Here is a 16,434-nt window from a genome sequence, read left to right as displayed (position 1 = left end):
AGTCCGCCAGGCCTGCTGGACCGGCTAGAGGTTCAGCAACGCCGGGTCGCCGCCCTGGGCCGAGATGTTGTTGCTGATCGCCTTTTCCGACGCATAGCGGATCAGGGAGTTGGGGCCGCCCGCCTTGGGGCCGGTGCCCGACAGGCCCTCGCCGCCGAACGGCTGCACGCCCACGACCGCGCCGGTGATCGAGCGGTTGATATAGACGTTGCCGGCAGGGACCAGACGCACGACCTCCTCGGCGAAGGCCTCGATGCGGGAATGCACGCCGAGCGTCAGGCCATAGCCGCGCGCGGCCAGTTTCCCGGCGACGCTCTTCAGGTCCTTGGGGTCATAGCGATAGACGTGCAGGATCGGGCCGAAGACCTCGCGTTCGAGGAAGTCGGGCGTCGGGATCTCGGCGATGGTCGGGGCGAACAGGTGGCCTTTGGACGCGCCCTCGGGCGTGGCGGCGCGGGCGATGATCCTGGCCTCTTTCGACAGGCGTTCGACGTGGGCTTCCAGCGCGGCATGGCTCTCGGCGTCGATGACCGGGCCGATGTCGGTGGCGGGATCGGTCGGGTCGGCGACGACCTGGACGGCCAGGGCGCCTTTCAGGCCCTCGATCAGGCTGTCGGCCGAGTCCTTGGGTGCATAGAGGATGCGCAGGGCCGAGCAGCGCTGGCCGGCGCTGCCAAAGGCCGACAGGATGACGTCGTCGATGACCTGTTCGCGCAGGGCCGTGGTGTCCACGAACATGGCGTTCAGGCCGCCCGTCTCTGCGATGAAGGGGATGATGGCGCCGGGCCGGGCCGCCAGCGCGCGGTTGATGCTGGACGCCGTGTCCGTGCCGCCGGTGAAGGCGACGCCGTCGATGCCGGGGTGGCTGACCAGCTTGGCGCCCACCGTCTCGCCGCGTCCGGGGACCAGGGCCAGGAGGTCGGGGTTGAGTCCGGCCTTGTGATACAGGCGCACGGCCTCGGCGGCGATCAGGGGCGTCTGTTCGGCGGGCTTGGCCAGCACAGCGTTGCCGGCGGCCAGGGCCGCTGCGATCTGACCCGTGAAGATGGCCAGGGGGAAGTTCCACGGGCTGATGCAGGCGAAGACGCCGCGTCCGTGCAGGATCAGCTGGTTCACCTCTCCGACCGGACCTTTCAGCGTCTCGGCGCCGCCGAAATCACGCTCGGCCAACAGGGCGTAGTAGCGGCAGAAGTCGGCGGCCTCGCGCACCTCGGCGACGCCGTCGTTCAGGGTCTTGCCCGCCTCGCGGCTGAGCAGGGCGACCAGACGATCCATGTCGGCTTCGAGCGCATCGGCCATGGCGCGCAGGGTCACGGCGCGCTTGGCGCCGCCCTTACGGTCCCAGCCGATCTGGGCGCGGGCGGCCAGGTCGACGGCGGTGTCGATGTCGGCCTCGGAGGCTTCGGACACATGGCCCAGCACCTGGGTGGTGTCGAAAGGATTGGTCACGTCGGCGGCGTCTACGCCCGCCTTCAGCTTGCCGCCGACGATGGGGCCGGCGGTCAGTTTTTCGGAATCGACCTTCTTGAGCGCAGCCGCGTGGCGGTCGCGGTCGGCGAGCTGGCTGTAATCGCGCCCGAGGGAGTTCTGGCGGTCCATGTACATCTCCTGAGGCGTGGGAATCTTGGCGTGACGGTCGGGGTGGGCCTCGACCGAGGCGATGGGGTCTGCGGCGACGGCGGAGGCCGGCACCCGCTCGTCCAGCAGGGCGTGGACGAAGGATGAGTTGGCGCCGTTTTCCAGCAGGCGGCGCACCAGATAGGGCAGCAGGTCCTCATGGCCGCCGACGGGGGCGTAGGCGCGGACCGTGACGGGACCGAAGGTTTCGCCCGCCGCGTCGTATAGGGCCTCGCCCATGCCGTGCAGGCGCTGGAACTCGATCTTGACGCCTGCGCCCCTGCGGGCCTCGCGCGCCATGCGGTGGACGGCGGCCAGGGAATGGGCGTTGTGGGTGGCGAACTGCGAATAGAGATAGGGCGCAGCCTCGATCATGGCCCTGGCGCAGACCAGGTAGTTGAGGTCGGTCGCCGCCTTGGTCGTGAAGACCGGATAGTCGGTGCGGCCCATGACCTGGGCCCGCTTGATCTCGGTGTCCCAATAGGCGCCCTTGACCAGGCGCACCATCAGGCGACGGCCAGAGGTCTTGGCCAGGTCGGCGACACGGGCGATCACCTCGGGCGCGCGCTTCTGATAGGCCTGAACCGCCAGTCCCAGCCCGGTCCAGGTCTTCAACTCGGCCTCGTTGGCCAGCCGGTCCAGCAGCTTCAGCGACAGGGCCAGACGGTCGGCCTCTTCGGCGTCCATCGTGAAGTTGATGTCGTATTTGGCCGCGATCAGGGCCAGCCGCTTGATGCGCGGATAGAGCTCGGCCCAGACGCCGTCCTCGTGCGTCGCCTCATAGCGGGGCGACAGGGCCGACAGCTTGACCGAGACGCCGTGCCCGGATTCCGGGCCCTGGCCCTTGGCCGTCTTGCCCACGGCCGTGATGGCGTCGGCGTAGATCTTTTCATAGCGCTCGGCGTCGGCCTGGGTGCGCGCGCCCTCGCCCAGCATGTCGAAGCTGCAGAGCCAACCCTCCTTGTTCGACCGCTTCAGCGCCGCCTCGATGGTGCGGCCCACGACGAACTGCTCGCCCATGATGCGGACGGCGGCGGCGACGGCCTCGCGGATCACCGGCTCGCCCAGTCGCCCGACGATGCGCTTGAGGAAGCCGGGCAGGTCGGTCCTGGCCTCGTCGTCCACATCGACCAGCTTGCCGGTCAGCATCAGGCCCCAGGTCGAGGCGTTCACGAACAGGCTGTCGGACTGGCCGATGTGCGAGGTCCAGTCGGCCGAGCCGATCTTCTCGGCGATCAGGCGGTCGCGGGTGTCCTCGTCTGGCGTGCGCAGCAGGGCCTCGGCCAGGCACATCAGGGCCAGACCCTCGCGGGTGCCGAGGCTGAATTCCTGCAGGAAGCTTTCGACCACGCCCTGCTTCTTCTGGCTGCGGCGGGCGTGCTCGACCAGGGCCACGGCCTCATCGACGACGGCGACGCGCTGGGCCGCGTCCAGGGGCGAGCGGCTCAGCAGGCCCTGAACCGTGCGGGTCTCGTCGGCGAACTTGCCGTGATCCAGCGTGTCCCAGTTCTGGGTGGTCAAGGCGGCGAAACCGGCAGCGGAGGAGGGCGTCGTCATGCTGGGTTCTCGATTGTTCGGCTGCGCGCCGTATGTCCTGTTGGATATTGCCTATATGGCGGACCTGGCCGAATGTGCATCGTATCATTGGCATCCCGGCCGATGATCCTTCGGAGAAAGACCGTCTTGGCCGTTGAAAATCTGGACCCTGTCGATCGCCGCCTGCTGAAGGCGCTTCAGGAGGACGGACGTCTGTCCAACGCGGAGCTGGCCCGGCGGTGCAATCTGTCGCCCGCCGCCTGTTTCGAGCGGGTCAAACGCCTGCGCGAACGCAAGGTCATCACCGGATACGCCGCCCTGATCGACCCGGCCAAGGTGGGGCGGGGACTGATGATCTTCGTCGAGGTGCTGCTGGACCGGACCACGGGCGACCAGTTCGAGGCCTTCGCCGACATGGTGCGCCGCCAGCCCGAGGTGCTGGAATGCCATATGGTCGCCGGCGGCTTCGACTATCTGATCAAGGCCAGGGTGGGCGACATGGACGCCTACCGCGCCTTTCTGGGCGATGTTCTGGTGAAGATGCCTGGGGTGCGCGAGACCCGGACCTACGCCGTTCTGGAAGAGGTGAAGTCCACCACCGCCCTGCCGTTGTAGGTTGGCGCCGTGAAGCTGTTCACACTGTCTCGCCATCGTCGCGCGAACGGGCTAAGGGTTCCGGCTTCAAAACGGCAGGCTGATCTCTTCTAGATGCGCATCGTTCTGGCCACCGACGCCTGGGAACCCCAGGTCAATGGCGTCGTCCGCACCCTGACCCGCACCGTGGCGGAATGCCGGGGCATGGGCCACGAGGTCGATGTCATCGAACCCAGCCAGTTCAAGACCATTCCCTGCCCGACCTATCCCGAGATCAGGCTGGCCCTGGGCGCCGAGGAAGAGATTCGCGAACGCCTGCGCGCCTTCGAGCCCGAGGCGGTCCACATCGCCACCGAAGGCCCCATCGGCATCGCCACGCGGCGGATCTGCGTCGAGTGGAAGCTGCCCTTCACGACCAGCTACCACACCAAATTCCCCGAATATGTCTCGGCCCGGTTCCCGATCCCGGTCCAGGTCGGCTATGCCTACATGAAGTGGTTCCACAAGCCGTCGGGCCGGCTGATGGTGGCGACGCCCACCCTGCGCGACGAACTGGTGGCCCACGGGTTCAAGAACGTCTCGCCCTGGACGCGCGGCGTGGACACCGAACAGTTCAACCCCGACCTCGAACGCATCTTCGACTCTATGGGCGGGAAGGACTGGCCGCGCCCGTTCTGGCTCAACGTCGGCCGGGTGGCGGTCGAGAAGAATATCGAGACCTTCCTCGAAACCGACCTGCCGGGGACCAAGATCGTCGTCGGCGACGGCCCGGCTCGGGCCGACCTCGAGGAACGCTATCCTGAGGCGAAATTCCTCGGCGCCCGCTTCGGCGAGGATCTGGCGCGCTGCTTCCGCGACGCCGACGTCTTCGTCTTCCCAAGCTGGACCGACACCTTCGGCCTGGTGATCCTGGAAGCCATGGCCACGGGCACCCCGGTCGCCGCCTTCCCGGCGCACGGCCCCATCGACATCATCCCCGGCTCGAACGCCGGGGCCATCGACGAAAACCTGAAGACGGCCTGCCTCCAGGCGCTGGACTGCGACCGGGCGACGGTTCGGGCCTATGCCGAGAAGTTCAGCTGGCGCGCGTCTGCGGAAGAGTTCGTCGCCAATCTGGAGCCCTATCCGGAGCCCCAGCGCGGCCGCTTCTGGCGCCGGCTGCGTCGCATCGCGCGGGTCCGGCGCAAGGCGGCCTGATCACCCTTCTCCCGCAAGGGGAACGGCTGCCAGCCGTTGATAAGAGGGTGAATGTGCAGCAAAAACAACGCGAATGGGTCCAGCGATCTGCGGGGCGTTAGAGCAGGAAGAATCCTAAACCACCGCTCACGCCACCTCCGGGTTAGAGGCGCGCCCACCGACGTGATGGGCCTCATGTAGCTACCACAAACCAACTGCGACGGTCGAGACGGGGGGGTGATGCCGAGCAGGGGAGCCGAGGCACAGCATCTGCACCGCCCGGAGGCGTGCTTGAGGTCTGCGTTAGATGTCCACTTTGCCGGGCCCGGTGAAAACCGGGTAGCACATGCCCCGCGCTTCTAATGAGTAGCGGGCGGGGGTTTCGCCCCCGAGGCCCACGACCGGGCCACGCCAGCGAAGAAGCCCTCTTGATTGATCCCAGCCGTATCGCCCCTGCGAGGCCAGAAGATGAACGCGGTGTTCTCGCCCAGCCAGCTATCGATGTCGGCGCAAACCGCATCGGCGGAAGGGTGATCACTGCCTAAAGCGGGGTCGTGACCGAGGAACAACGCCACGCCCAGCCGAAGATCGGACCCGGCGCTTGATCCGTACAGATGGTGACGCACCGCGTCGCTCAGGCTTTCGACCTGGGCCAGTCCCAGCAAAGGGGTACCAGCGGGCAGGCAGATAACCTCCGCGTCGTATGGGCTTTGGATGCGAAACTCGCTGCGCAGAACGACAGCGAATGCGCCGGGCCCCGGCGGGACCACAGCCATGTCGTCCTGAAGGCAACTAGTGTGATAGCTGTAGACGGGCTTGCGTGGGCTCTGGGGCATGCTCACGCCCTGCCGCGTCCAGCGCGCTTCGGGCGCCGCATTGTATAGTGCTGGCCCTCGAAGGCCTTATGTTCGCGGCGGATCGTCCGGGCCTCCCGTGTGTTGGAGGCCATCTTCGAAGCCATATAGGCCAAGAGGTCCGACAACTGGTAGCGCGGGTCCCGGCCGAGCCCGGCGGAGTAGATCGGACCCTTGCCGCTCAGACGCCACTTGGACAGCGTGCCCACCTCGACGCCGAGGTATCTCGCCGCCTCCACCGGCGGGAGCCACCGGTCTTCCAGCGGGGACAGTTTGGGCACGTCACGTTCTTGGGTCTGCATGGCTTTCTCCTTGGTTCGTTGCACATCTCCTGTGGGTCAGTGCGGGGTGAGTAACAGGTTCATCAAATCTTAACCGAGTCGATTAGTCAAGTTAATTTCAGCGCTATATCGCTGACTTGCTTGATTAATTCAGTATTAAGGTAACGATCATCTTCATGATTACATTCCGACACCCTAAGCGGCGTCACCCCGCAAAGCTGCGGAAGCGCCGTTCCAGGAAGTCGGCTATCACCTGCCAGGGGCTGTTGGGGCGCGGGTCCCGCGCCGCCTTCTGCCGGACCTCGACCAGCAGCGCTTCGCGCTCCACGTAAGCGGCGACGGCCTGATACTTTGCCCTGCGGGCGGGGGGGCCCTTCAGGCTCAGCGACCGGATGTCCGCAAGGCACCGGTTGCCCTTCAGCTTGTTGGCGTGGTCGCTGATGACCCGGACGTTGCCGGGGATGTAGCCTTGCACGGGATCGATACGGTCGAGGGAGGGCGAGGCCGGCGAGCGGCTCTGCCCGGTCCGCAGCGAAATCCCAAGCACCGGGCAGCGGGCCGGCAGCGAGATGTCCTGCCGGCGCAGCGAGTAAGGAAGGCCTTGCCGCCGGGCCCGCTTGCGCGCCCGCTCCAAGATCGTCTTGTGGGGGCGGGTCTGGCGAATCTTGCGCAAGTAACCGCGCATATAGGCGGCGTTGCATGCCGGACATGCCTCGCGCTTCGTCGGCTTTCCATGGGCCGGACAAACCGGCGGATCGAGTTTAAAGTCGTTCATCTGCACCTCCTCTGCCCCGACGGAGCGAATGGTGCTATCTTGCAGATATGGTGCTATGTGTCAATCATGAATTCCGACAGCGAGCACGACCACGCCGTCGCCACCGTCACCGGCGCCCAACTGCGGGCGGCTAGGGGGCTGCTGAACATGTCAGTCTCTGACCTCTCTGAGAGGACCGGCTTGGCGGTCAATACGATCCGCAAAGCCGAAAAGACCAACGGCCCGGCAGAGGTCACCACCGCCAGCGCCAGGCTTCTTATCGGCACCCTTGAGTCCGCCGGTGTTCTCTTCATCGCTGCCGACCGGCACGGCGCCGGCGTCAGATTGGAATCGCCAGATCAGGAACCGCTACGCCGGCGGCGAGACAAGCCACAAACATGACCGACGCTTTTGCCGTTCTGGTGCGGGTTGAGCCGGCATCCAGGTAGCGAGCGGCGGCGTGAGATACGCAGGCGGTTCGGTGCGAAAACGGGATATTGTCGAGCCAATCAGGCACACGAACGCCCCCCTACAGCCCTAGCGGTGGGGCGGCTGGCGTCGGCCAGCCACAGATAGAGCAGCGACGCGGCGATGCAGACGCCACCGTAGATGGCGTAGTGCGACCGGCGGCGCTGTGGCGTCCTATTCGCCTCCAACTACACAGCACGCCGAACATCTGCCCGCAGCTTCGATGGTGATGCGATCAACGGAATAGCCGAGCCGGTTTGCAGCCCCGCTCAATGAAGCCGGCTCAGGCGCAGCGATTTCGCGGCACAAGCCGCAGCAATCGCAGATCAGGAAGGCCGCCGGGTGGGCAGCCATGCCGAGGGTGCAGGCCACATAGCATTTCGACGATGAAAGCCGGTGGACCAGACCCAACTTCCCCAGGAACTCCAGGGCTCGATAGATAGTGGCGGGTGTCGCGACCCGTCCGGCAGCGTGGTAGGCGGCGACGAGATCATACGCCTTCACTGGTCGACCCGACTTCAGAAGCAGTTCCAGCACCCGACGTCTGGGGGTAGTCATTCGTTGGTTGGCGGAGACAATGCGCTCGTGAGCAGCATCAAGCGCAAGACTGACCGATGTGGCCGTCGGCGGTTCCGTTTCCTGACCGTGAGGACAGGCTGCTGTCATGCTGATGACGTCCTTGTGGTCCCGTCTTTGTAGGCAAGCAGCCGAAGGGCATTGAACACGACCAGGAGCGTCGAGCCCTCGTGCATCGCCACGGCCGGCCCGATGCCGAGGCCGAGGATGGTCGCAGGCACGAGGAAGGCGACGACGCCGAGGCTGACGATCAGGTTCTGCAGGATGATGCGACGGGTTCCGCGGCTCAGACCCACGGCGAACGGAAGCTGCGCGAGATCGTCGGACATCAGCGCGACGTCGGCCGTCTCCAGCGCAACATCGGAACCGGCCGCTCCCATGGCGATGCCCACGGTTGCCGTGGCCATGGCCGGGGCGTCGTTGACCCCGTCCCCGACCATGGCGATCTTGCCTTCGGCGCGCAGCCGCTTGATGGCGTTGACCTTGTCCTCGGGCATCAGATCGCCCCAGGCCTCGGAAAGGCCGACCTGGCTCGCGATCGCCTGGGCCGCCTTCTGGTGGTCCCCCGAGATCATGATCATCCGAGACACGCCGAGGGCGCGCAGGGCCTCAAGCGTGGCGCGCGCGGCTGCTCGCGGCGTGTCCAGCAGGCCGATCACGCCGAGATCGCGTTCGCCCTGGCGCACAACCATCAGGGTGCGTCCTTCCTCTCGGAGTCGAGACACAGCCGCCTCCGCCTCCCGACCCAAGGGAGCGACGCCGTCGCCGCCGAACATCTCGGGCTTGCCGATCAGGACCGTCGCGCCCTCAAGCTGAGCGGTTACGCCCTTCCCGGTCAGACTCTTCAGGCCCGACGCCGCAGCAATCGCTTTGCCGCCGAGACGTTCCGACCCGTCGCGGGCGATGGCCTCGGCCAGCGGGTGGTCGCTCAGCCGTTCCACGGCGACGGCGGTCATCAGCAGATCAGTTTCGCTCGCACCGCCCACGGGCACGATGTCCGTGATGCGTGGCCGCCCTTCTGTCAGAGTGCCGGTCTTGTCGAAGGCGATGGCGTTGAGCGAGCCTAGGTTCTCAAGCGGCGCGCCGCCCTTGATCAGCACACCGGCCCGGGCCGCCCGCGCAACGCCAGACAGGACGGCGCTCGGCGTCGCGATGGCGAGGGCGCAGGGGCTGGCCGCCACCAGAACCGCCATGGCCCGGTAGAAGCTGTCGCGGAACGGCTCGTCGACCACCACCCAGGCGAAGAGCAGGATGAAGGCGAGGCCGAGGACGACGGGGACGAAGATCCGTTCGAAACGGTCGGTGAACCGCTGGGTCGCGGACTTCTGAGTCTCCGCCTCGCTGACCATGCGGACGACCTTGGCCAAGGTCGTGTCGTTCGATTTGCGGGTCGTCTCGATCTCGATCGAGCCCGCTCCGTTGATCGTGCCGGCGAAGACGATGGAGGCAGAACCGATCTGGGCGGGCCGCTCCCGGGCCGCAGCGGGGTCGGGGACCGGCTGTTTATCGACCGGCATGCTCTCGCCGGTCACCGGGGCCTGATTGATGCTTGTCGCGCCGGAGACGACAAACCCGTCCGCCGGGAGTCGTTCGTTGGGCCGCACCACGACCGTGTCGCCCACCTCGACGTCCTCGACCGAAACCTCGACGACCTGGTCGCCGCGACGCACATGGGCCGTGCGGGGCGCGAGGTCGGCCAGGGCTTCGATCGCGCGTTTTGCGCGGCCCATGGCGTAGTTTTCCAGCGCGTGGCCGATGCTGAACAGGAACAGAAGCAGCGCGCCCTCGGCCCAGGCCCCCAGAGCCGCCGCACCGGCGGCGGCCACGAGCATCAGGGTATCGATCTCGAACCGCTTGTTGCGGAGGTTTTCGAAAGCCTCGCGGACGGTGAAGAAGCCGCCGAAGCCATAGGCAATCAGATACAGACCGAGCGGCAGCCAGGCCGGAACCCCGGGTGCCAGCTTGTCCAGTCCAAAGCCCAGCGCCAGCGCCACGCCGCTCGATGCTGCGAAGATCACTTCCGTGTTCGATCCGAACACACCGCCATGGGCGTGCGGATCGCCTCCCGCCTTCTCTTCGGTGTGGTGGTGGCCGTTTCCGGCCGGGTGGGCGGTCTTGGGCGAACTCATCGAACCGCCTCCTGTTTGTGATCGTTGTGAGCGGCGTTGAGAGCCAGGACTACCGGGAGCGTTCGTCGTTTCCGGCGGTGCTCAGGACTGGGGGCGGTCAATCCTCGATCCCTTCATCCTTGCGATGTTTGACCGCCCGGGCCGCGAAGGTCGGCAGGACGAGCAGGGTCAGGATGGTCGCCGTCAGCAGGCCGCCGATAACCACCGTCGCCAAGGGCTTCTGAACCTCCGCTCCCGCACCATGTGCCAGCGCCATCGGGATGAAGCCGACGATGGCGACGAGGGCGGTGGTCAGAACGGCTCGAAGACGGCTGGAAGCGCCTTCGATGGCGGCGTCGTAGGGCGTCAGACCGGCCGTCAGTCGTTCACGGATCGCCTGCATCAGCACGAGGCCGTTAAGGGTCGCCACACCGGAAACGGCGATGAAGCCGACCGCTGCAGAGACCGAGAAGGGCATGCCGCGCAGCAGCAGCGCCAGCGCGCCACCGACCAGCGCCAGGGGGACGCAGGCGAAGACCAGACCGGCCTCCGCGAACGATCCCAGCGCCAGGAAGAGCAGCACGCCGATCAGGACGAAGACAACCGGAATGACGAGGCCGAAGCGTTGCTCGGCGCGCTTCAGGTTTTCGAACTGGCCGCCCCAATCCAGATAGACCCCGGCCGGAAGTTCGATCTCTGCCACCTGGTTCTGGGCGTCAGCGACAAACCCGCCCAGATCGCGGCCGCGAACATTGGCCTGCACCACCATGCGGCGGCTGCCGTTCTCGCGGCTGATCTGGTTCGGGCCCTCGCCGGTCTGGATGCGCGCCACCGAGGACAGCGGCACGATCACCCCGGTGTCGGAGACGACGGGCAGCGCCGCCAGGGCCGCCGGATCGTTGCGGGCGTCGTCAGGCAGACGGACGACGACGTCGAAGCGCCGGTCGCCCTCAAAGATGCGCCCGGCCTCGGCGCCGCCGATGCCGACCGAAACCGCCTCGCTGACGTCTGCGGCGGACAGGCCGTAGCTGGCGGCGGCGATGCGATCGACGCTGACGGTCAGGGTGGGCAGGCCGGAGGCCTGCTCGACCCGCACGTCCGCCGAGCCGGTGGTCTCCCGCAGCGAGGTCGCGACCTGATCGGCCACCCGCTGGAGCGTGTCGAAGTCGTCGCCATAGACCATGACGGCGAGGTCCGTGCGGACGCCCGAGATCAGTTCGTTGAAGCGCAGTTCGATAGGCTGGCTGAACTCGAAGTTGTTGCCGATCTGCTGACCCGCGACCTCCTCCAGCCGTTCGATCAGCGCCTCCTTCTCCAAGCCCGGATCGGACCAGTCCTTTCGGTCCTTCAGCACGATCACGCTGTCGGAGATGTTCGGCGGCATCGGGTCCACCGCCGCCTCGGCAGTGCCGGTGCGCGAGAACATGGTCTCCACTTCCGGCTGGGCCGTGATGGCGCGCTCCAGGGCCATCTGCATTGCGAGAGACTGTTCGAGCGAGGCCGACGGCACGCGCAATGCCTGCATGGCGATGTCGCCTTCATCGAGCGTCGGGATGAACTCGCGCCCAAGGGACATGAAGGAGACGGTGCCGATGACTAGGGTCGCCACCGCCGAGATCAGCACGATCTTGGGCCGTGCGACCGCCGCCTTGATGGCGGGCTGGATGAACCGGCGCGCGAACCGCAGGATGCGGGTCTCGTGTTCGACGGCCTGGCCGTCAGGACCAACGTGAATGGACTTGGGATCACGCACCAGCAAGGCGGTCATGGCGGGCACGAAGGTGAAGGAGAAGATGAAGGCCCCGACCAGAGCCAGCATGACGGTCGCGCCCATGGGCTGGAACGTCTTGCCCTCAACCCCTTCCAGCATCAGCAGGGGGGCGAACACCAGAAGGATGATCAACTGGCCGAAGGCGGCGGGCTTGACCATCTGACGGGCGGATTGAACGGCGACGTCCAGTCGCTCGTGGCGGGTCAGCATCCGTCCCGCAGCGGCCCGGTGCCGGGTGAGCATCAGCAGGGTGTTCTCGATCACCACCACCGCGCCATCGACCATCAGACCGAAGTCGAGAGCGCCCAGGCTCATCAGGTTACCGCTGATGCCGAACCGGTTCATGCCGATGACGGCGAACAGGAAGGACAGCGGGATCATCAGGGCAGTGATCGTCGCGGCGCGGATATTCCCGAGCAGCAGGAACAGAACCAGGATGACCAGCAGCGCGCCCTCGGTGAGGTTCCGGGCGACGGTCGAAATGGTCGAGTTGACCAGTTCGCTGCGGTTCAGGACCGGCGTCGCGACGACGCCGGGTGGCAGGCTGTCGTCCACGACCGCCAGTCTGTCGGCGGCGGCCTGGGCGACGGTGCGGCTGTTGCCGCCTGCGATCATCAAGGCCGTGCCAAGCACCGCCTCATGTCCGTCGCGGCTGGCGCCGCCCAGGCGCGGAGCCTGACCGATCTCGACCGTGGCGACGTCGGCGACCCGGACGACCAGACCACCGCGATTGACTACCGGGGCTTGAGCCAGATCATCGACGGTCAGGGCCAGGGCGTCGGTGCGCACGACCAGGGCCTCGCCCGCCCGCTGAATGTAGCCGGCGCCCGCCTGGGTGTTGGCCCGCTCGACCGCCTCAACCAAGTCCCCGAGGCCGAGGCCGTAGGCGGCAAGCTGCGAGGCATTGGGCCGGACGGCGTATTCCTTAACGTAGCCGCCGACGGTATCGACCCCGGCGAGGCCGGGGGCGGTGCGCATCTGGGGTGCGATGATCCAGTCCTGAACCGTGCGCAGATAGGTCGCCTGTTGTTCCGGCGTGGTCAGCCGTTGACCTTCGGGCGTCAGATAGACCCGTCCGGCCTGCCAGCCGGGCTGGCCCGGCGCGGACAGGTTCCGGCTGTTGAAGGGGATGTAGTCGACCGTCCACATCAGCACCTCGCCGAGGCCAGTGGTGATGGGCGACAGGCCCGGCTCCACGCCGTCGGGAAGCCCCTCGGACGCGGCGGCGAGCCGTTCGGCGACCTGCTGACGAGCGAAATAGATGTCGGTCTGGTCGGTGAAGATCGCGGTGATCTGGCTGAAGCCGTTGCGCGACAGCGACCGGGTGCTGGTCAGGCCGGGGATGCCGGCCAGGGCCGTCTCCAGTGGATAGGTGACCTGACGCTCGATCTGCTCGGGCGCGAGGGCGGGGGCAACCGTGGTGATCTGCACCTGACGGTTGGTGATGTCGGGGACCGCGTCGATCGGCAGCTTGGTCAGTTCGAACAGACCGAGCGCCGCCACGAGGCTGACGGCGATCACGACGAACCAGCGGAACCGGACCGACGCTTCAATGATGGCTTTAAACATGATTGGCGCCTCTAGTGCCCGTGCTCGGCCTCGCCCTTGGCGAGTTCGGCTTTGAGGAGGAAGGCGTTGGCCCCGGCGATGCGTTCAGCCCCGGTCAGACCGCTGAGGATTTCCGTCCGGTCGTCGGCCTGACGGCCGACCAGAACCGGCGCAACGCGGAAGCCTGTCGCGGTTCGGACGAAGACGACGCTTGCGCCCTCGATGGTCTGCACGGCTTCGGACGGCACGGTGAAGCCGCCGGCCGTCCCACCCGTGACGATGCTTCCGGTGACCGCCGATCCGGCGGGCGGCAGGCTGGAGCCTGTCGGCCGCGCGCGAATGACGGTCGCCCCGCTCCCACCCCCGGCGCCGGCGGCGACGCCGGTGACGACGGCGTCGAACTCGCCCGCCGGGCCTTGCACGCGCATGGATGATCCGGCGCGGACCTGGGCCGCAAGCGTCGGCGGAGCATTGAAGACGATCTCCACCCGCGCGGGGTTGGTGACCTCGGCGATGACCCCGCCCTGGGCTGCGAAGCCGCCCGGACCGACCTGAACGCTGGTGACCACGCCCGAGATCGGACTCGTCACGCTGAGCCGACCCGATGCGTTGGGGGAGCCAGCGGCGGACGCGCGGGCGCGCGCGGCGCGTGCCGACGCCTGCGCGCTGAGCGCCTGCGCATGGGCGACCTCGGCATCGCGACGCGCCACAACGCCCTGGTCGGCGAGGCTCTCCTCGCGACTGTGTGCTTGCTCGGCAGCGACGGCGTTGGCCTGGGCCGCGTCCGCATCGGCGCGAAGGGTGGCGGCGTCGCCGCTGACCAGAATGGCGAGGGGCTGTCCGGCGCGCACCGACTGGCCCGGCGCCACCAGAACTCGCTCGACGCGGCCTCCGACCGACGCGGCCACGGCGGCTCTGGCGTCGATCATGGGTTCGACGCGGCCCGACAGTCGGGTTTCGCCTCCGCCGCCGCCTGTGACGCCGACGATCGAGATGTCGGCGGCTTCGATCTGCGCCGCCGAGAGAACCAGGACGCCGTCTCCAGCCTCGGCTTCCTCGGCGTGACCCTCCTCGCCTTCGGCATGATCAGCCTCGGCTGACGCCGGGGCCTCGGACGGTGAGCGGGTCATCGCGTAGATGCCCGCGCCGCCCAGAACGACGACGGCGGCGACCCCGGCCATCAGCCAGGTCTTGTTGATCGGAGATGTGGATTTCATTGGGATGTTCCAAACGGGGCGCGGCCTTGCAGGCGCGCGAGGTCGATCTCCGCCCGGACCCGCGCGAGGCGGGCGTCCACGGCGGCGTTGCGGGCGTTGATCAGGGCGGCGCGGGAAGACCGCAGTTCCAGTTGCGAGATGCGTCCCGCCTCGAAGCCGACCCTGGACAGGCGGTAGGCCTCCTCGGCTGCCGTAACCCCGGCGTCGGTCGCGGACACGCGGCTGGCCGAAGCCCGCAGGCGTGCCTCGGCCGCGTTTCGGTCGGCCTCCGCCTCCTGACGCGCGCCCATCAGCCGCGCCTCGGCGGCTCGGAACTCCGCCCGGGCGGCGTCTATATTGCCCCGGTTCCGATCGAACAGCGGCAGGGGCATGCTGACGCCGAAACTCAGAGCCGTGGCGTCCTCGGCTTCGTAGCGACGAACGCCAACCGAGGCTCGAACATCCGGCCGGGCGCGGACCCGCTCGACCTCGATCCGGCTTCCGGCGGCGGCGCGTTCGGCCTCCGCCACCCGCACCTCCGGCGTGGTTCCGGCGATTGCGGCGACCCCCGCCGGGGTTCTGTCCAGCAGACCGGTCTCGATTGACGTGACCGGCGTGGGCAGCATGGCCACGGCGGTCAGACGGGCGAAGGCCGCATCGCGCTCGGCGTGGGCCTCGTCCAGGTTCGCACGGGCGGCGGCGGCTTCCGTCTCCCCCTGGATGCCGCGCAGAAGCGGTTCGCGGCCTTCTTCCACGAGGATCAGGGCGGCACGAGTGTCGGCGATGGTGACCGCCAACGCCTCCTCCGCCAGCAGGAAACGCCGCTCGGCAGCCTCGGCCTCGGCATAGACCAGGGCCAGACGGTTCGCCGCCTCCACGCTGGCCAGATCGCGTCGCAGGACAGCGGCGCCGGCTTCGGCCCTCGCCACCTCCACCCGTGCGCCGCGACGGCCCCACAGTTCCAGGTCCTGGCTCAGCGACAGGGTGGTCTCGGCGTTGTCGTAGCCCGAGAAGGGGCCGGTGCCGAAAGCGTTCTCCGCCTCCAGTCCCAGCTCCGGGTTGGGTCGGACCTGCGCCTGACCCACCCGGGCCTCGGCCGCGTCGAGAAGCGCATCAGCCTCCAAGGTCGTCGGCGTGAGCCCTATGCGTCCAAGCAGCGCCTCGAACGAAGGCGCGGGGTCAGCCCATGCAGGGCCGGTAACCGCCGTCGTCATCGCGACCACGGCGCAGCCGATCGCCCAGGGCGACCGACCAGATTTCAAGGGTGGCATGTTCCATGTCCCAGCAGTTCAAGACGATTGACGCGCGCACGAAGGCGCAGGGCATCGTCAGGCTCTGGGAGGGCGCTTCGGACCGCTGGGGACGCGGGACTTCAGATCGTCAGAAGACGGCCGCACCGGGCTTGCCGCACCGGGCGAGTTCACCGCGAACTGTTGAGGCGAGGACGGCAGCGTTGTGCCGCCATGGTGGCAGTGGCCGTGCGAACAGATGGCGTGGCCGTCGGCATCGGTCGGCTGGTCGTTACCGTCATTATCGACCGAAGCCGCTGCATGCGTGGGTTCGAGTTCGATGGCACAGGCCGCCGCGTCGACGGTCGGTATCAGGACGAAGATGGCGACGAACAGCGCAAAGAGCGCCGCCATCAATCCAAATCTGCCGTTCTGCTGAACCATTCGGGGCGTGTAACACATGATGAGGGTGGAAGCCCATGTCCGAGGTCCGAACACAGCGGAGATAAAGCGACCAACGCCCACAACAGCCCGTGTGACTTGCCGCCGCGAAATCAGGACGACTCTGGGCGGGCGCTCCAAGCGTCAGCTTTTGGTCCTGAAGCGGGCATTCACGTTCGCCGCCTTGCTACTGCTTCCGACCCGTAACGGCGGTTTGCTCCCAACTGGCGCCGGGAAATAGCCTCCTGAGGCGCGGCTACGCGAATGTGTCGGCGTATCCCGATG

General features: G+C 67.5%; 13 protein-coding genes. 3 read left to right on the top strand and 10 right to left on the bottom strand.

Annotated elements, in window-relative coordinates:
• Positions 1-24: 24 nt before the first annotated feature.
• Complete coding sequence (gene putA, locus ACO05L_RS14870; protein ID WP_421729944.1) at positions 25-3,174, bottom strand: bifunctional proline dehydrogenase/L-glutamate gamma-semialdehyde dehydrogenase PutA; 3,150 nt, start codon at positions 3,172-3,174, stop codon at positions 25-27.
• A 126-nt stretch (positions 3,175-3,300) separates the two neighbouring features.
• Between putA and ACO05L_RS14865 the strand changes: the two genes are divergently transcribed.
• Together ACO05L_RS14865 and ACO05L_RS14860 are read left to right on the top strand one after the other, a co-directional pair.
• On the top strand, positions 3,301-3,768 hold the full coding sequence (locus tag ACO05L_RS14865; protein ID WP_421729943.1) for an Lrp/AsnC ligand binding domain-containing protein: 468 nt from the start codon (positions 3,301-3,303) through the stop codon (positions 3,766-3,768).
• A gap of 93 nt (positions 3,769-3,861) precedes the next feature.
• Entirely contained in the window at positions 3,862-4,944 is a 1,083-nt protein-coding gene (locus ACO05L_RS14860; RefSeq protein ID WP_421729942.1) for a glycosyltransferase family 4 protein, read from the top strand.
• A 338-nt stretch (positions 4,945-5,282) separates the two neighbouring features.
• Here ACO05L_RS14860 and ACO05L_RS14855 read toward each other — a convergent pair whose 3' ends face one another.
• The 3 genes from ACO05L_RS14855 to ACO05L_RS14845 all read right to left on the bottom strand — a co-directional run bounded on the left by ACO05L_RS14855 (position 5,283) and on the right by ACO05L_RS14845 (position 6,833).
• Complete coding sequence (locus tag ACO05L_RS14855) at positions 5,283-5,765, bottom strand: hypothetical protein (protein ID WP_421729941.1); 483 nt, start codon at positions 5,763-5,765, stop codon at positions 5,283-5,285.
• A complete protein-coding gene (locus tag ACO05L_RS14850; RefSeq protein WP_421729940.1) occupies positions 5,762-6,079 on the bottom strand; it encodes a helix-turn-helix domain-containing protein in 318 nt (105 codons plus the stop codon). Before ACO05L_RS14850 ends, ACO05L_RS14855 begins: the two co-directional genes overlap by 4 nt.
• A gap of 184 nt (positions 6,080-6,263) precedes the next feature.
• Entirely contained in the window at positions 6,264-6,833 is a 570-nt protein-coding gene (locus tag ACO05L_RS14845; RefSeq protein WP_421729939.1) for a hypothetical protein, read from the bottom strand.
• A gap of 66 nt (positions 6,834-6,899) precedes the next feature.
• Here ACO05L_RS14845 and ACO05L_RS14840 point away from each other — a divergent pair, with 66 nt between their 5' ends.
• The gene (locus ACO05L_RS14840) at positions 6,900-7,214 is read left to right on the top strand and encodes an XRE family transcriptional regulator (protein ID WP_421729938.1); all 315 of its coding nucleotides are present in this window, start codon (positions 6,900-6,902) and stop codon (positions 7,212-7,214) included.
• Positions 7,215-7,454: 240 nt separating this feature from the next.
• On the opposite strand, the gene ACO05L_RS14835 is transcribed toward ACO05L_RS14840, so the two are convergent.
• The 6 genes from ACO05L_RS14835 to ACO05L_RS14810 form a co-directional block, all read right to left on the bottom strand.
• The gene (locus ACO05L_RS14835) at positions 7,455-7,946 is read right to left on the bottom strand and encodes a Fur family transcriptional regulator (RefSeq protein WP_421729937.1); all 492 of its coding nucleotides are present in this window, start codon (positions 7,944-7,946) and stop codon (positions 7,455-7,457) included.
• Positions 7,943-9,985, bottom strand: a complete 2,043-nt coding sequence (locus ACO05L_RS14830; protein ID WP_421729936.1) for a heavy metal translocating P-type ATPase — start codon at positions 9,983-9,985, stop codon at positions 7,943-7,945. Before ACO05L_RS14830 ends, ACO05L_RS14835 begins: the two co-directional genes overlap by 4 nt.
• Positions 9,986-10,082: 97 nt before the next feature.
• Entirely contained in the window at positions 10,083-13,304 is a 3,222-nt protein-coding gene (locus ACO05L_RS14825) for an efflux RND transporter permease subunit (protein WP_421729935.1), read from the bottom strand.
• Positions 13,305-13,315: 11 nt separating this feature from the next.
• A complete protein-coding gene (locus ACO05L_RS14820; protein ID WP_421729934.1) occupies positions 13,316-14,500 on the bottom strand; it encodes an efflux RND transporter periplasmic adaptor subunit in 1,185 nt (394 codons plus the stop codon).
• Positions 14,497-15,750 carry a TolC family protein gene (locus ACO05L_RS14815; RefSeq protein ID WP_421729933.1) on the bottom strand — a complete coding sequence of 418 codons (1,254 nt, stop codon included), beginning with the start codon at positions 15,748-15,750 and terminating at the stop codon, positions 14,497-14,499. Before ACO05L_RS14815 ends, ACO05L_RS14820 begins: the two co-directional genes overlap by 4 nt.
• Before the next feature lie 57 nt (positions 15,751-15,807).
• Positions 15,808-16,122 (bottom strand): hypothetical protein, encoded by a 315-nt coding sequence (locus ACO05L_RS14810; protein WP_421729932.1) that lies wholly within the window; start codon positions 16,120-16,122, stop codon positions 15,808-15,810.
• Positions 16,123-16,434 lie beyond the last annotated feature (312 nt).

The sequence above is a fragment of the Brevundimonas sp. genome (assembly GCF_965227765.1).
GTDB lineage: Bacteria > Pseudomonadota > Alphaproteobacteria > Caulobacterales > Caulobacteraceae > Brevundimonas.
Note: the sequence above shows the minus strand (reverse complement) of the source record. Positions and strands in the feature narration are given on the sequence as shown.